General features: G+C 67.0%; 14 protein-coding genes. 1 reads left to right on the forward strand and 13 read right to left on the reverse strand.

Annotated features, from left to right (window positions below):
- Positions 1 to 47: 47 nt before the first annotated feature.
- The 13 genes from ACWMMN_RS26880 to ACWMMN_RS26940 all read right to left on the reverse strand — a co-directional run bounded on the left by ACWMMN_RS26880 (position 48) and on the right by ACWMMN_RS26940 (position 14228).
- Positions 48 to 1238, reverse strand: coding sequence for an O-succinylhomoserine sulfhydrylase (locus tag ACWMMN_RS26880; RefSeq protein WP_059237227.1), 1191 nt, complete (start codon positions 1236 to 1238; stop codon positions 48 to 50).
- Positions 1239 to 1485: 247 nt separating this feature from the next.
- Entirely contained in the window at positions 1486 to 3018 is a 1533-nt protein-coding gene (gene purF / locus ACWMMN_RS26885) for an amidophosphoribosyltransferase (RefSeq protein WP_059237228.1), read from the reverse strand.
- A 51-nt stretch (positions 3019 to 3069) separates the two neighbouring features.
- On the reverse strand, positions 3070 to 3564 hold the full coding sequence (locus ACWMMN_RS26890; protein WP_027782633.1) for a CvpA family protein: 495 nt from the start codon (positions 3562 to 3564) through the stop codon (positions 3070 to 3072).
- 6 nt (positions 3565 to 3570) lie between these two features.
- Entirely contained in the window at positions 3571 to 4410 is an 840-nt protein-coding gene (locus tag ACWMMN_RS26895; RefSeq protein WP_486423364.1) for an SPOR domain-containing protein, read from the reverse strand.
- A 29-nt stretch (positions 4411 to 4439) separates the two neighbouring features.
- Positions 4440 to 5750: a bifunctional tetrahydrofolate synthase/dihydrofolate synthase gene (gene folC / locus ACWMMN_RS26900; RefSeq protein ID WP_059237230.1), complete on the reverse strand. Its 1311-nt coding sequence runs from the start codon at positions 5748 to 5750 to the stop codon at positions 4440 to 4442.
- Positions 5751 to 5850: 100 nt separating this feature from the next.
- Complete coding sequence (gene accD / locus ACWMMN_RS26905; RefSeq protein WP_059237231.1) at positions 5851 to 6723, reverse strand: acetyl-CoA carboxylase, carboxyltransferase subunit beta; 873 nt, start codon at positions 6721 to 6723, stop codon at positions 5851 to 5853.
- 62 nt (positions 6724 to 6785) lie between these two features.
- Complete coding sequence (gene trpA / locus ACWMMN_RS26910; RefSeq protein ID WP_059237232.1) at positions 6786 to 7601, reverse strand: tryptophan synthase subunit alpha; 816 nt, start codon at positions 7599 to 7601, stop codon at positions 6786 to 6788.
- Between the two features lie 90 nt (positions 7602 to 7691).
- The gene (locus ACWMMN_RS26915; RefSeq protein ID WP_059237233.1) at positions 7692 to 8543 is read right to left on the reverse strand and encodes a DNA-methyltransferase; all 852 of its coding nucleotides are present in this window, start codon (positions 8541 to 8543) and stop codon (positions 7692 to 7694) included.
- A gap of 9 nt (positions 8544 to 8552) precedes the next feature.
- Complete coding sequence (gene trpB / locus ACWMMN_RS26920) at positions 8553 to 9746, reverse strand: tryptophan synthase subunit beta (protein WP_486423365.1); 1194 nt, start codon at positions 9744 to 9746, stop codon at positions 8553 to 8555.
- Between the two features lie 54 nt (positions 9747 to 9800).
- Positions 9801 to 10502 carry a phosphoribosylanthranilate isomerase gene (locus tag ACWMMN_RS26925; protein ID WP_059237235.1) on the reverse strand — a complete coding sequence of 234 codons (702 nt, stop codon included), beginning with the start codon at positions 10500 to 10502 and terminating at the stop codon, positions 9801 to 9803.
- Entirely contained in the window at positions 10499 to 11314 is an 816-nt protein-coding gene (gene truA, locus ACWMMN_RS26930; protein WP_059237236.1) for a tRNA pseudouridine(38-40) synthase TruA, read from the reverse strand. The genes ACWMMN_RS26925 and truA overlap by 4 nt, the downstream gene beginning before the upstream one ends.
- Complete coding sequence (locus ACWMMN_RS26935; protein WP_486423366.1) at positions 11311 to 13422, reverse strand: motility hub landmark protein FimV; 2112 nt, start codon at positions 13420 to 13422, stop codon at positions 11311 to 11313. Before ACWMMN_RS26935 ends, truA begins: the two co-directional genes overlap by 4 nt.
- A gap of 608 nt (positions 13423 to 14030) precedes the next feature.
- Positions 14031 to 14228: a hypothetical protein gene (locus tag ACWMMN_RS26940; protein WP_155627210.1), complete on the reverse strand. Its 198-nt coding sequence runs from the start codon at positions 14226 to 14228 to the stop codon at positions 14031 to 14033.
- A gap of 26 nt (positions 14229 to 14254) precedes the next feature.
- Between ACWMMN_RS26940 and flgE the strand changes: the two genes are divergently transcribed.
- Positions 14255 to 15499 (forward strand): flagellar hook protein FlgE, encoded by a 1245-nt coding sequence (flgE, locus tag ACWMMN_RS26945; protein WP_059237238.1) that lies wholly within the window; start codon positions 14255 to 14257, stop codon positions 15497 to 15499.
- The last annotated feature ends 52 nt before the right edge of the window (positions 15500 to 15551 follow it).

The following is a 15551-nucleotide window of genomic DNA, read 5'->3' on the forward strand; positions in this document are numbered from 1 at the left end:
TGCAGGCGCGCCCCGTCGCATCGCTGTAAGGCTGCCTGCCGGCGCGCTCAGCCTTCGAGACCGCGTGCGAGATCGTTGCGGACGTCGTTCGCGTGCTCGAGGCCGACCGCGAGGCGGATCAGCCCTTCGGTGATTCCGGCTGCCGCGCGCGCTTCCGGCGTGATACGGCCGTGCGTCGTGGTGGCCGGATGCGTGATCGTCGTGCGCGTGTCGCCGAGGTTGCCGGTGATCGACACGAGCTTCGTGCCGTCGATCACGCGCCATGCGTTCGCGCGCTGCTGCTCGGGCGTGTCGCCCTTCAGCTCGAACGACACGATCGCGCCGCCCGCCTTCTGCTGGCGCTTCGCGAGCTCATGCTGCGGGTGCGATTCGAGACCCGGATAGAACACGCGCGCAACGGCCGGATGCGAATCGAGCCAGCGCGCGATTTCCAGCGCATTCGCCGATTGCTTCTCGACCCGCAGCGACAGCGTCTCCATCCCCTTCAGCAGCACCCACGCGTTGAAGGCCGACAGTGTCGGGCCCGCGCTGCGCACGAACGGGAACACCTTGCCCATGATGAATTCCTTCGTGCCGACCAGCGCGCCGCCGAGCACGCGGCCCTGCCCGTCGAGGAATTTCGTCGCCGAGTGCATCACGACATCCGCGCCGAGCTTCAGCGGCTGCTGCAGCACCGGGCTGCAGAAACAGTTGTCGACGACGAACAGCGCGTTCGCGGCCTTCGCGATCTTGCCGATCGCCTCGATGTCGGCGAGTTCGGTCAGCGGGTTCGACGGCGTCTCGAGGAAGAACATCTTCGTTTCCGGCCGCACCGCTTCCTGCCACGCGTTCAGGTCGGTCGGGTCGACGAAGGTCGTCGTGATCCCGAACTTGCTGAAGATCTGCGAGAACATCCCGAGCGTCGAGCCGAACAGGCTGCGCGAGCTGACGAGGTGGTCGCCTGCCTGCAGCGCGGACATCACGACCGACATGATCGCGGCCATCCCCGACGCCGTCGCGATGCACGCCTCGCCGCCCTCGAGCGCCGCGAGACGCTCCTGGAACATGGTGACGGTCGGGTTCGTGAAGCGCGAATAGGTGAAGTAGTCTTCCGAGTTCGCGAAGCGCTCGGCCGCGTCGGCCGCGCTCGAGAAGCAGAAGCTCGACGTGAGGAACAGCGCTTCCGAGTGCTCGTTGAAGTCGCTGCGCAGCGTGCCTGCGCGCACGGCAAGCGTGTCGAAGTTGAGGGAGTCGTCCATGTTCCGTTTTCCGTATCCGATGGCCACGCGCGTCGCGCAGGCCAGATCAAAACCAGGCCCAAAAACAAAAAGCCCGCTATGCGTCTGCATCAGCGGGCTTCGGTGCGGTACGACAGCGATCGACTCGGGCCGGCTGTCGCCGGCCTTCGCTTTAGCTGTTTTGGGAAGTCGCCCCGCGTCCGCAAGCTGATATCAAATCGACGCAAGGCCACATCCTATCACGCTTCGCCAGAAGCGTGCGCCGGTGTCACTCGACCGACAACTGCAGGTTCATCTGCGAACGCTCGGTGTCGCCGGCGGTGTCCCGATCGGCCTGCGACGCCGGCGCGAGACGCGCGCGCTCGATCGCATCGAGATACTCGGGCGTCACGTCGCCGGTGATGTAGTTGCCGTCGAAGCACGACGCCTCGAAGCGCTCGAGCTTCGGGTTGATGTCGCGCACCGCGCGGCGCAGGTCGTCGACGTCCTGATAGATCAGGTGATCGGCGCCGATCATCTTCGCGACTTCTTCGTCGGTGCGGCCGTGTGCGACCAGCTCGCCGCGCGTCGGCATGTCGATGCCGTACACGTTCGGGAACTTCACGGGCGGCGCGGCCGACGCGAAGATCACGGACTTCGCGCCCGCATCGCGCGCCATCTGCACGATTTCATGCGAGGTCGTGCCGCGCACGATCGAGTCGTCGACGATCAGGACGTTCTTGTCCTTGAACTCGATGCTCATCGCGTTGAGCTTCTGGCGCACCGACTTCTTGCGCACGGCCTGCCCCGGCATGATGAACGTACGGCCGACGTAGCGGTTCTTGAAGAAGCCCTCGCGATACTCGACGCCGAGCTTCGCGGCGACCTGCATCGCGGCCGGGCGCGATGAATCGGGAATCGGCATCACGACGTCGATCGGCACGTTCGGCAGCTCGCGCTTGATCTTCTCGGCGAGATAGTCGCCCATGCGCAGGCGCACGTTGTAGACGGGCACGCCGTCGAGGCACGAATCCGGACGCGCGAGGTACACGTATTCGAACATGCACGGGTTCAGCGTCGGCTGCTCCGCGCACTGCTGGCTGTGGAAGTTGCCGGCCGGATCGATGAAGATCGCTTCACCCGGCTGCACGTCGCGCACGAATTCGAAACCGATGCCTTCGACGGCCACCGACTCCGACGCGACCATCCACTCGGTGCCGTGTTCCGTTTCGAGCTTGCCGATGCACAGCGGGCGGATGCCGAACGGATCGCGGAACGCGAGCAGGCCGTAGCCGGCGATCAGCGACACGATCGCGTACGAACCCTGCAGGCGGCGATGCACGCCCGAGACCGCCTTGAACACCGACGCCGGATCGAGCTCGAGGCCCGTCGTCGACAGCTGCAGTTCGTGCGCGAACACGTTCAGCAGCACTTCGCTGTCGGAATTGGTGTTGATGTGCCGGCGGTCGATCCGGAACATCTCGTCCTTCAGTTGCTGCCAGTTCGTCAGGTTGCCGTTGTGCGCGAGGATGATCCCGAACGGCGCGTTCACGTAGAACGGCTGCGCCTCGGCTTCGCTCGACGCCGAACCGGCCGTCGGGTAGCGCACCTGGCCGATGCCGTAGGTGCCGGGCAGGCTGCGCATGTTGCGCGTGCGGAACACGTCGCGCACCATGCCGTTCGCCTTGTACATGTGGAAATTGCTGCCGTCCGCCGTCGCGATGCCCGCCGCGTCCTGACCGCGATGCTGCAGCAGCAGCAGGCTGTCATAGATCAGCTGATTGACCGGGGATTGGGAGATAACACCTACGATGCCGCACATGGCATGTCCTTCAAGATGACAAAATCGGTTCCGTCCTGCCCGACCGCGTCGTCACACGCGTACGTACTGGGCCATGCCGTCGGGCAGGAGCTGCTTCAGCTCGTGCACGCCCTGTTCGGCGAAAGGACGCAAGAGCGCATTGCGCCAGAAATCCTGTTTGGGCAGTTCGGTCAGCCCGGCCGCCGCGACCAGCAGCACCACCAGCACACAGCCGCGGACGAGCCCGAACATCATGCCCAGCGAGCGGTCGACGCCGCCCAGGCCACTCGCCTGCGCGATCCGCGACAGCAACGCGTTTGCGACACCGGCGACCAGCACGACGCCGATCACGAGCAGCGCGAAGGCGATCACCCATTGCGTCAGCGCACCGCCCGGCCAGTTCGCCGGAATGTACGGCACGACCAGCCCGACGTAGCGGCCCGCGATCACGATCGCCGCGATCCAGCCGATCAGCCCGAATATCTCCGACACGAAGCCGCGCCACGCACCGCGCAGCGCCGACAACACGATCACCGCCAATACAGCGTAGTCGAAAGCCGTCAGCATCGTGCGTTATTGCGTCAGACCGGCTTCGCGCACCTTCGCGATCGCGGCGGAGGCCGCCGAGCGATCCGCGAACGGGCCGGCACGCAACAGTGTAGCCGTGCTGCCGTCTGCCTGCTTGCGATGCTCGACATATGCGGGCACACCCGCCGATTTCAATTTGGTCGCCCACGAACGGGCCGTCGCGTCATCCTTGAACGACCCGAGCTGCACCGCGAAGCGCGCACCGGCCGGCGAGGCCGGCGACGATGCGTCGCCGCTGTCCGGGCTCGCGGCGTCGGCATTCGCGACGGTGGCGGGCGCGGGTTTCGGCGCAGCCGGTTTCGCCGCGGGGGCGGCCGGCTTCGGCGCGGGCTTCGGCGGCGTCACGCTCGCGGTGGTCGTCGTATCGGGTTTCGCGGCCGGCTTGGCTGCGGGCGCCGGCACAGGTGCCGGTGCGGCCACAACGGCCGTGTCGGATGCCGGCGGCTCGTCATGCGCGACGCCGGCCTGCACGTCGGACGCATCATCGTCGCGCGGCGCGACCGCCTGGTGCGCGGGCCGGTTCGGGATGTCGATCGCGATGTCGTCCGTGACCGGCTTCGGGTGCGAATCGAGCACCATCGGCAGCACGATCACGGCCGCCACGACGAGCGCGATCGCGCCCACGAGGCGACGGCGTGCGCGTTGCTTTTCTGGAAGGGTCGGATCGAGGAGCAGCGCGTCCGATTCCGGACGCTCGGTGCGGCGCGAGCGGCGCTCGACGCGTTCAGTGGTGCGCTCCGTGCGCACGTTCCGGGAGGTCCCGGTGCGACCGCCGCGCCGCAGGGGCGCGTCGTCGTCTTTTTTGCCGAACGAGAAAATTCCCATGAATGGCTGAGTCCGAAACTGCCCGTCAGTCAGTGTTGCTGCGATTTACGGTAGGCCAGCACGCCGGCAACCGTATGGAAACTGCCGAAAACCACGATTCTATCATTCTCGGATGCTCTTTTTAGTGCATCGCGAAACGCTTCTGCCGGCGACGCGTAACGCGTCACGCTCGAATCGGGCCCCTCCTCCACGCCTGCCTTGCGCAGCGCGGCTTCGAGCTGCTCCGCGGAGGCCGCGCGCGGCAGCGGCAGGTCGGTCACGCACCAGTGGTCGATCTCGCCCTTCAGGTGCTGCAGCACGCCGTCGATGTCCTTGTCGTGCATCGCGCCGAACACCGCGTACGTGTACGGGAAGAAGCCCATGTTGCCGAGGTTCTGCTCGAGCACGGCCGACGCATGCGGGTTGTGCGCGACGTCGAGCACGATCGCCGGCTTGCCGGGCAGCACCTGGAAGCGCCCCGGCAGCTCGACGTTCGCGAGCCCGAGCCGGATGTCCTGCGCGGACACCGGCAGCACCGGGCGCAACGCCTCGAGCGCGGCGAGCGCGGCCGACGCATTGATCAGCTGATTCGCGCCGCGCAGCGCCGGGTATGCGAGCGCCGGATAGCGCTTCTCGCGGCCGAGGTAGCTCCACTGCTGGCGCTCCGCGCCTGCCTGCGCCTCGTAGCGGAAATCGCGGCCGACCAGCCACAGGTCGGCGCCGATCGCTTCGGCGTGATCGATCAGCGTTTGCGGCGCGGCCGGATCGCCGCAGATTGCCGGCTTGCCCGCGCGGAAGATCCCGGCCTTCTCGAACGCGATCTTCTCGCGCGTGTCGCCGAGGTATTCGGTGTGGTCGATGTCGATGCTCGTGACGATCGCGCAATCGGTATCGATGATGTTGACCGCATCGAGCCGGCCGCCGAGGCCGACTTCGAGGATCACCGCGTCGAGCCCGCGCGACGCGAACAGGTGCATGATCGCGAGCGTCGTGAATTCGAAATACGTGAGCGACACGGGCTCGGGCAGCGACGTGCGCGCGGCTTCGACCGCCTCGAAATGCGGCAGCAGTTCGTCATCGGTGACGTTCTGGCCGTTCACGCGTGCGCGCTCGTTGAATTCGAGCAGGTGCGGCGACGTATGGCAGCCGACCTTGTAGCCCGCGCGCACGAGGATCGTCTCGAGGAACGCACAGGTCGAGCCCTTGCCGTTCGTGCCGCCGACGGTGATGACGGGGCATGCGAATTCAAGCTGCAGCGCCGCCTTGACCTGCCCGATGCGGGTCAGGCCCATGTCGATGCCGACCGGGTGCGCGCGTTCGAGATGCGAAAGCCACGCGTCGAGAGTGGGAAAAGTGCTCATCGGATCAAATCTGGATCGGTACCGCCACTACGCCAAAAAACGAAGCGCGCCGCCTGACGCTTAAGCCAGGCGACGCGCAGAGTTCACAACCTTGCGCCGGTCAAGCCAGCGCGTCGGCCGGCTGTCGCTGCAGCAGCGCGAGCAATTGCGCGATTTCGTCGCGCATCCTGCGGCGGTCGACGATCATGTCGATCGCGCCCGTCTTCAGCAGGAATTCGGCGCGCTGGAAGCCTTCCGGCAGCTTTTCACGCACCGTCTGCTCGATCACGCGCGGGCCGGCGAAGCCGATCAGCGCCTTCGGCTCGGCGATCACGACGTCGCCGAGGAACGCAAAGCTCGCCGACACGCCGCCCATCGTCGGGTCGGTCAGCACCGAGATGAACGGCAGCTTCGCCTCGGCCAGCTTGGTCAGCATCGCGGTGGTCTTGGCCATCTGCAGCAGCGACAGCAGGCTTTCCTGCATCCGTGCGCCGCCCGATGCGGTGAAGCAGATGAACGGCACGTGCTGTTCCAGCGCGTTCTGCGCGCCGCGCGCGAAGCGCTCGCCGACGACCGAACCCATCGAGCCGCCCATGAACGAGAACTCGAAGCAGGCCGCGACGACGGGCAGCGTGTGGATCGCCCCGCCCATCACGACCATCGCGTCGGTCTCGCCCGTCTCGTCCATCGCTTCCTTCAGACGATCGGGGTACTTGCGGCTGTCCTTGAACTTCAGCGTGTCGACCGGCACGATTTCCTGGCCGATTTCATAGCGGCCTTCCGGATCGAGCAGCCCGTCGAGACGTTCACGCGCGCCGATGCGCATGTGGTGATCGCACTTCGGGCATACGTGCAGGTTCGCATCCACGTCGTTGCGGTACAGCACGGCCTCGCAGGACGGGCACTTGACCCACAGGCCTTCCGGAATGCCCTTGCGGCTTTTCGGGTCGGTCTGCTTGATCTTCGGCGGCAACAGTTTGTCGAGCCAGCTCATCGTATGGTTTCCTGTTCCGTGGCGGGACGGGCCGCTTGGCCCGCCCGCTTCCTGTGTTGTGTTTATCGCGCCGTCTTGCCCGCGCCGTCCAGGGCGGCACGCAGCTCGGCGATGAAGGTCTTCAGCGCGGCGGCGGCAGCATCCGGCGCAGCGCTTTCGAGCAGCTGCACGAGGCGGCTGCCGATCACGACGGCGTCCGACACTTCGGCCACCGCGCGCGCCGTTTCGGCGTCGCGGATACCGAAGCCGACGCCCACCGGAACCGGCACGCGCGACTTGATGGCCGGGATTTTACCCGCAATGCTCGAAACATCCAGATTTCCCGCGCCGGTCACCCCCTTGAGCGACACGTAATACACGTAGCCGCTCGCGATCTTGCCGACGTCGGCGATGCGTTCGTCGGTCGACGTGGGCGCGAGCAGGAAGATCGGATCGATCTGCGCGGCACGCATCTTTTCGGCGAATACGCCCGCCTCTTCCGGCGGATAGTCGACGACCAGCACGCCGTCGACGCCGGCCGCGTGCGCCTCGGCCGCGAACGCGTCGACGCCCATCCGTTCGATCGGGTTCGCATAGCCCATCAGCACGACGGGGGTTTTAGGGTCGGTCTCGCGAAAACGCTTCACGTCGGCCAGCACGCTCTTGAGCGTGACGCCGCGCGCGAGCGCGCGCTCCGACGAGCGCTGGATCACGGGGCCGTCGGCCATCGGGTCCGAGAACGGCACGCCGAGTTCGATCACGTCCGCGCCGCCGGCGGCGAGCGCGTGCATGAATTCGACGGTTTTCGCGGGATCGGGGTCGCCGGCCGTGATGAACGGGATCAGGCCCTTACGGCCTTGTTCGGCGAGCGCGGCGAAGGTTTGCTGAATACGGGACATGGCAATTTTCCTGTGTCGATCCGGAGTTGGCGCTTCAGCGCTTACTCCGGACCCATACAAAGTTAGAGTTCGGCGATGCGGCGGCGCGATTCACGCGCACGCCGGCGCAGCGAGCGCGTTCACGCGCTCGTGCGCGATCGCACAATAACTTTCGTTGATCTCGTAGCCGACGAAGTTGCGCCCCTGCCGTGCGCAGGCCACCGCGGTCGTGCCGCTGCCCATGAACGGATCGAGCACGCGGCCGCCCGGCGGGCAGCTTGCGAGCACCATCCGCTCGATGATTTCCAGCGGCTTCTGGGTCGGATGATCGACGCGCTCCGCGTGCTGCCGGTGCAGGCGCGAGACCGACCAGACGTCCTTCGGGTTGTAGCCCATCTCCAGCCACTTGCTGCCCTCGAACAGCTTGCGCGAGCGGGCCTTCTTCGTATCGGCGTCGTACGGGATGCGGACCGGATCGAGATCGAAGTAATACGCCTTGGAAACCGCGAAAAAGCCGATGTTGTCGTGCACCGACGTGAAACGGCGCGTCGTGCCGCCCATGCTCGGCACGCGCCGGTCCCAGATGATCTCGTTGACCATCGTGAGCTTCGTCTTCAGGAAACTGAAGATTTCCGGCGCGTACTGCCACGTGCAGAAGATGTACATCGACCCGCTCGGCTTCAGCTTCGGAATCGCGAGCTCGAGCCACTCGCGCGTCCACGCGAGGAAATCGTCGCCCGAACGCTTGTCCGAGTCGTTGCCGTAGTCCTTGCCGAGCCCGTACGGCGGATCGGCGACGATCAGGTCGATCGACGCATCCGGCAGGTGCGCGGCATCGGTCAGGAAATCGCGGTTATGCAGTTCGATCCCGGACGGCAGCGCGCGCGGCACCGCGACGGCGGGCTGAACCGCCTCCGCCTCGCTCGCGGCACCGCCGCCCGGTTCTTCGATCAGGTCACGCATCGGTCGGGGTCAGAGGTCGATACCCGATCGCTCGGCGACCGTGTGCATGTCCTTGTCGCCACGGCCCGACAGGTTGACGAGCAGGATCTTGTCCTTCGGCAACGTCGGCGCGAGCTTCACGCCATACGCGATCGCGTGGCTCGACTCGAGCGCGGGAATGATCCCTTCGATCCGGCAGCAATCGTGGAATGCCTTCAGCGCTTCGTCGTCGGTGATCGGCACGTACTGCGCGCGGCCGCTGTCCTTCAGCCATGCGTGTTCGGGGCCGACGCCCGGATAGTCGAGACCTGCCGACACCGAATGCGTCTCGATGATCTGGCCGTTGTCGTCCTGCAGCAGGTACGTGCGGTTGCCGTGCAGCACGCCCGGGCTGCCGGCGATCAGCGATGCCGCGTGATGGCCGGTGTCGAGGCCGTCGCCGGCCGCTTCGACGCCGATCAGCTGCACCGACGTGTCGTCGATGTACGGATAGAAGATGCCCATTGCGTTCGAGCCGCCGCCGACGCAGGCGATCACCGCGTCGGGCTGCCGGCCCGCGAGTTCAGGCATCTGCACCTTGCACTCGTCGCCGATCACGCGCTGGAAGTCGCGCACCATCATCGGGTACGGGTGCGGGCCCGCCACCGTGCCGATGATGTAGAACGTGCTTTCGATGTTCGTGACCCAGTCGCGCATCGCCTCGTTCAGCGCATCCTTCAGCGTGCGCGAGCCCGACTCGACCGGCACGACCGTCGCGCCGAGCAGCTTCATCCGGTACACGTTCGCGGCCTGCCGGCGCACGTCCTCGGCGCCCATGTAGACGATGCACTCCATCCCGAAGCGCGCGCAGATCGTCGCGGTTGCAACGCCGTGCTGGCCGGCGCCCGTTTCCGCGATCACGCGCTTCTTGCCCATGCGCTTCGCAAGCAGCGCCTGGCCGATCACGTTGTTGATCTTGTGCGCGCCCGTGTGGTTCAGGTCTTCGCGCTTCAGGTAGATCTGCGCGCCGCCCAGCATCTCGCTCCAGCGCTGCGCGTGATAGATCGGCGACGGGCGGCCGACGAAATACTTCAGTTCGCGCTCGTACTCGGCGACGAAATCGGGGTCGTTCTGGAATTTTTCGTACGCCGCGCGCAGTTCGTCCAGCGGGTGAATCAGCGTCTCGGCGACGAACACGCCGCCATACGGGCCGAAATGGCCGCGATCATCAGGAAGGTTGTACATGGTGTCTCTCTCGATCGGTCGGCGCGCCCCGTTTTCGGGGCCGCACCGCTTGCATCACCGGGCGTCCGCTTCGCGCACCGCGCGTACGAACGCCGCCATCCGGGCGTGGTCCTTCACGCCCTTTGCGCCCTCCACTTCGATGCCACTCGAGACATCGACAGCAAACGGACGCAGCTGGCGGATCGCATCACCGACGTTTTGCGCGCTCAAGCCACCACTCAAAACGGCCCGATGCGCGAGCTCTGCGGGAATAAGAGACCAATCGAAGACCTTGCCGCTACCGCCGTAATCCGGCACCAGGGTGTCGAACAGGAGGCCGCGCGCTTTCGAATAATGAAGAGCCGATTCTACCAAATCGGACGGCTGCGTCGAGGGGCCGACGCGCACCGCGCGCAGCCACGGCAGCCGTGCCGCGCGACCGAGCGCATCGCACTGCCCGGGTGTCTCGTCGCCGTGGAACTGCAGCACCGTCAGCGGCACGTCGCGCACGACGGCCTCGATCTCGGCTTCGGTCGCATTCACGAACAGCCCGACCACCGACACGAACGGCGGCGCGAGGCTCGCCAGCTCGGCCGCCTGCGCGATGGTCACCGCCCGCGGGCTCTTCGGATAGAACACGAGGCCGATCGCGTCGGCGCCGAGCGCCGCCGCGTGCAGCACGTCCTCGGGACGCGACAGCCCGCACAGCTTGATGCGCGTGCGCGGCGCCAGGCCGGTCGCGGCGGAAGTCGGGGAAGACACGGCGTGATCCGTCATGATTGAGGGTCCAGATCGGCCCAGACGCTGCTCCACGGCACGCTGCCGAGCTGCGCGGGCGGGACGGCGAATTCCGCCGGGTAGCCGACGTGGGCGAGGTACAGCCCGTCGGCCATGAAAGTGGGCGCCGCGAGATTGCGGTCGCGCCCGGCCAGCACGTCGGCGAGCCAGTCGGCCGGATAGCGGCCGCGCCCGACCGCGACGAGACAGCCCATCAGGTTGCGCACCATGTGATGCAGGAACGCGTTGGCGCGGAAGCGGAAATGGATGAAATGCCCGTCGCGCCGCACGTCGATCCGATACAGGTGTTTGACCGGTGTCTTCGACTGGCATTCCGACGACCGGAACGACGAGAAGTCGTGCTCGCCGATCAGGTGCGCGGCGGCGGCGCGCATCGCATCGTCGTCGAGCGGCGTGTGGATCCAGCCCGCACGACCGGCCAGCATCGGCGAGCGCACGGGATGCACGTACAGCGCGTAGTAATAGGTGCGCTCGAATGCCGAGAACCGGGCGTGGAACGTGTCCGGCATCGGCTTCGCCCATTGCACCGACACGGTCGACGGCAGGAACGCGTTGGTGCCGCGCACCCACGAGAACACCTCACGGTCGAGGTCGGTGTCGAAGTGCACGACTTGCCCGAGCCCGTGCACGCCGGTGTCGGTCCGCCCGGCCACCGTCGTGTGCAGCGGCACCCGCGCGAACTCGGCCAGTGCATGTTCGAGCCGGTCCTGTACGGTCTTGCCGTGCGGCTGCGCCTGCCAGCCGCAAAACGCCGCACCGTCGTACTGGACACCCAGCGCGATCCGCTTCACGCCTCGTCCGCCAGTTTCGCGAGCAGCGCACGCGCGTCGTCGCGCGTCGCGGTGTCGTTCGCGTCGACCACTTCCTGCAGCAGCGTCCGCGCGCCGGACAGGTCGCCCAGTTCGACGTACTCCGACGCGAGATCGAGCTTGTTGCGCGCAATGCGGGCGAGCTCGTCCGGCGTGAGCGCAGGCAGCGCGGCGCCCGGCGCGGACGGCAGGTCGAGATCGAAATCGAGCTTCAACGCGCCGAACTGCGCGCCGCCGAGCGGCGGCAGCGACGACGTCGCGAGCGGGCTGCCCGCGTGGCCGGCAGGCGTCGCCGCGTCCGGATCCCAGTCGAACTCGTCGTCCTGATCGGCCGGATGTTCCAGGGCCGCATCGTTCGAGCCAATCGGCAGGTGCTGGGCGGATTGACCGTTAGTTGCAATTTTCTCGGCGTCGAACTGCCCTGCCCGCGCGGACAGCTCGTCCGGCGTCAACGCCGGTTCGTCCATCGCGCGCGGCGGCAGCGGCATGTCGAGACTGTTGAGCGCGCTGATCGCGTTCTGCATCAGCGTCGCGTGCTGCGCTTCGGTCACGGAAGGCGTGGCGGGTACGGCGCTCCGCTCGGCCTGCTCGGCCTGCTTGTCCACGGCAGCGGCTTGTTCTGCCTGATCCGCGTCATGCGGCGCCGAAGCCGAAACCGCCTCGTTCGCAGGCGATACCGCAGCGTGGGCAGACGGCAAGCCGAGCGGCTCGTCGTGCGTCGTCACTTCGGACGCAGGCGATACATCCGCCGCAAGCGGCTCGATCGTCTCGGCTGCTGCGGCAGTCGCCGCGGCGAGGTTCATGTCGGAAGCCGCGTCGCGCGCGACCGGCATTTCGGGCTGGATCGGCAGTTCGCGTTCGACGGGCGGCGCGGCTTCCGCAGCCGCGCCGCCACCCGTTGCAACAGCGGCAGCCGCCGCCCCCTCATCACCCGATTGCCGGCCTTTCCGGCGCTTGCGCCACGCAAAGCCGGCCGCGAGGACGATCACGGCTGCACCGGCCACGGCGGCCGGGCGCCAGTCCATCTGCTCGGTACGGCGGGCGGGCGTCGCAACCGGGGCGACAGGAGCGGCCGGCTGCGCAGAAGCCGATGCCGGTTGCGGCGCGCTGGCAGCCGCACCCGACGCGGCTTCGCCTGCCGTCGATGCAGCGGCCGGCGCACCCGTGTCGTTCGCGGCCGGACGCGGTGCGGCGGGCACCGGCGCGGGCGCAGGCGCGACGCCGGTCGTCGTAGCCTGCTTGCCGATGCCGTGCTTCTGCAACTCCATCAGCACACGATTCTTCAGCGCCAGCAATTGCTGCAGGCTCGACGGGCGCGGTTGCGACGCGCCCGTGGCAGGCGCCGCGCCGGCCGGTTCGTGCACACCCGAAACCTGGCTGCCCGGCATCGACTGAACCGCGGCCTCGCTCGCGGACGACGGCGCCGACTGAATCGCACCGCTCCAGACATGCGGCCCGCTTGCACCCGCGGCAGGCGCCGCCGGCGTGCTTTCGACGGCCGAGGCACCATGCGCGGCCGAGGCGCCGATCGAAGCCGACGCCCCCGCAGCCGTCGCAACACTCGCACCGCTCACCGGCGCCGCATGCACGGCCGGCACCGGCGGCGCGGACTGCACGGCCGAGCCGGGATGCGGCGCGGATGCGCCATGCTGCGCGAGCGCCGCCCCGCCCGATGCGGCGGCGGGTGCGGAAGCGGCCGCCGCACCGGAGGCAGCGGAGGCGCCAGCCGGCACGAGCGCCGCGCCGGTCGCGTCGAGCGCGGGCACGGTCAGCGTCGCGCCGACTTTCAGGCGGCTCGCGTCGCGCTTCATGAACGCCTGCGGATTGGCGTCGAACAGTGCGCGACCGGCGCGCGCGAGCACGCCGGGATCGTGCGATTGCGTCGCCGCTTTCGCGATGTCGTTCAGCGACTGGCCAGGCTGGACCGTCACGGTAAGCGGTGCGGTGGCGCCGGCAGCGGAGGACGCCGGCAGTTCGCCGGCGCCGGCCGCCCAGGCCGATGCAGCTGCGCCGAGCGCCAGGATCGCCAGCGCGCCACGCACGGCGCGCGACAGACGGGACTGACGCGGAAACAAGGAAATTCGGGACATCGTTGGCTCTATCGCCGCGCGCGGGCGCGGCTCGGATTCGCGGTTGGAAGCGTCAATAAAGTTGCCGCAGAAATGCAAAAGCGTCGCGCGGAACGCGACGCTTTCGGCGGGTCTGTGCGTCGTAACCGCGTAGTTTACTTCACGCGCTCACGTTCGGGCCGAATTCCTCGCCGGCAGGTGCAACCGGCGCGATCAGGCGTGCGGGCCGCCCGGTCCGCACGCGGCATGCCGCATGCCGCATGCCGCAGCCTGTGCACCGGATCGGCCGGATCGCGCCCGCATCCATTGCCCGAAGCCGTCGCGGCAGCATCGCCCGCCGGCCCGGACGACGCGGCTTGCCGGCGTTCACCGCACATCGACCGGAGGGCCAGGGCGGCAGAATCGGGACGCGTTCGCTCAACAATTCGCGCCGCCTGCCGTTAATGGATTAACAGCCGGAAATCAAAAAAATCCCGACCGGCCGCCAATTCCATTCCAATCCATTTCAATTCACCGATAAGAAGGCAATTCTCCTCTCTTATCGGCGAAATGAAGATTTCCCCCGCCAAACCCCCGCCCCATAAGGCTTTCAGCCGATACCACACGACCCTTTGCTCATACAAAAGCGGTCATTTCTTCACCAATTCAATTACATTACACAAAATTACACAGATCAAATAATTGCCGTCGCTAGGATCGTCTTCAAACAGGAATCGGCACATTTCGACCTTCGTGCCTGCACATGCCGGAAAGGCGGGAGCACGATCGGCCGGGCTGATGCCGTGAAGTGCCAGAGGGTCATCGCGCAGTCGCACGACTGCATTCACTCACCAGCTCGTTACGGGGATCGAACATGGGCTATCAGCAGGGTTTGAGCGGGTTGGCCGGCGCGTCGAGCAATCTCGACGTGATCGGCAACAACATCGCGAATGCAAACACGGTTGGCTTCAAGCAGGGGCGCGCGCACTTCGCCGACATGTACGCGAATTCAGTCGCGACGTCGGTCAACACGCAGATCGGCATCGGCACACACCTCGCATCGGTGGAACAGAATTTCAGCCAGGGGTCGATCAATTCGACGAAGTCGTCGCTCGACGTTGCCATCAACGGCAACGGCTTCTTCCAGATGTCGAACAACGGCGTGACCACCTACTCGCGCGACGGCACGTTCCACCGCGACAAGAACGGCGCCATCGTCGACGCGCAAGGCCGCAACCTGATGGGCTATGCGGCAGGCGCGGGCGGCGTGATCAACACCGCGCAGACCGTGCCGCTGCAGGCGCCGACCAACAACATCGCGCCGCGCGCGACGAACAAGATCACCGGCCAGTTCAACCTGAACTCGCAGGACAAGGTGCCGGCCAAGACGCCGTTCAACGCGAGCGACAACACCACGTACAACTACAACTCGTCGATCCAGGTCTACGACACGCTCGGCGGCTCGCAGCAGGTCACGATGTACTTCGCGAAGAGTGCTGCCGGCACGTGGCAGGCCTACGCGGGCGTGCAGGGCCAGACGCCGACCAACCTCGGCACCGTCACGTTCGACGCGTCGGGCCGGATCAGCTCGACGACGTCGGCCGCGACCGGCCAGCCGACGCCGAGCCTCGGCCAGTTCGCGTTCTCGATCCCGAACACGACGGGCGGCGCGAACCCGCAGAACCTGACGCTCGACCTCGGCGGCACCACGCAGTACGGCGGCAAGGACGGCGTGACCAACCTCGCGCAGGATGGCTTCGCGAGCGGCACGCTGACGACGTTCTCGATCGGCACCGACGGCAAGCTGACCGGCAACTACTCGAACGGCCAGAGCGCGGTGCTCGGCCTGATCGCGCTCGCGAACTTCAACAATCCGAACGGGCTCGTGAACATCGGCGGCAACCAGTATGCGGAAAGTGCCGCATCGGGCGTCCCGCAGATCTCCGCGCCGGGCAGCACGAATCACGGCACGCTGCAGGGCAGCGCGCAGGAAAACTCGAACGTCAACCTGACGACCGAGCTCGTGAACCTGATCACTGCGCAGCGCAATTACCAGGCCAACGCGCAGACGATCAAGACCCAGCAGGCGGTCGACCAGACGCTGCTGAACCTGCGCTGATCCACGCATGAAAACGCGCCGCGCCAGCCTCGAATCTCGAGGCCGGCGCGGC

It is taken from the genome of Burkholderia cepacia complex sp. TUM26381, assembly GCF_057439935.1.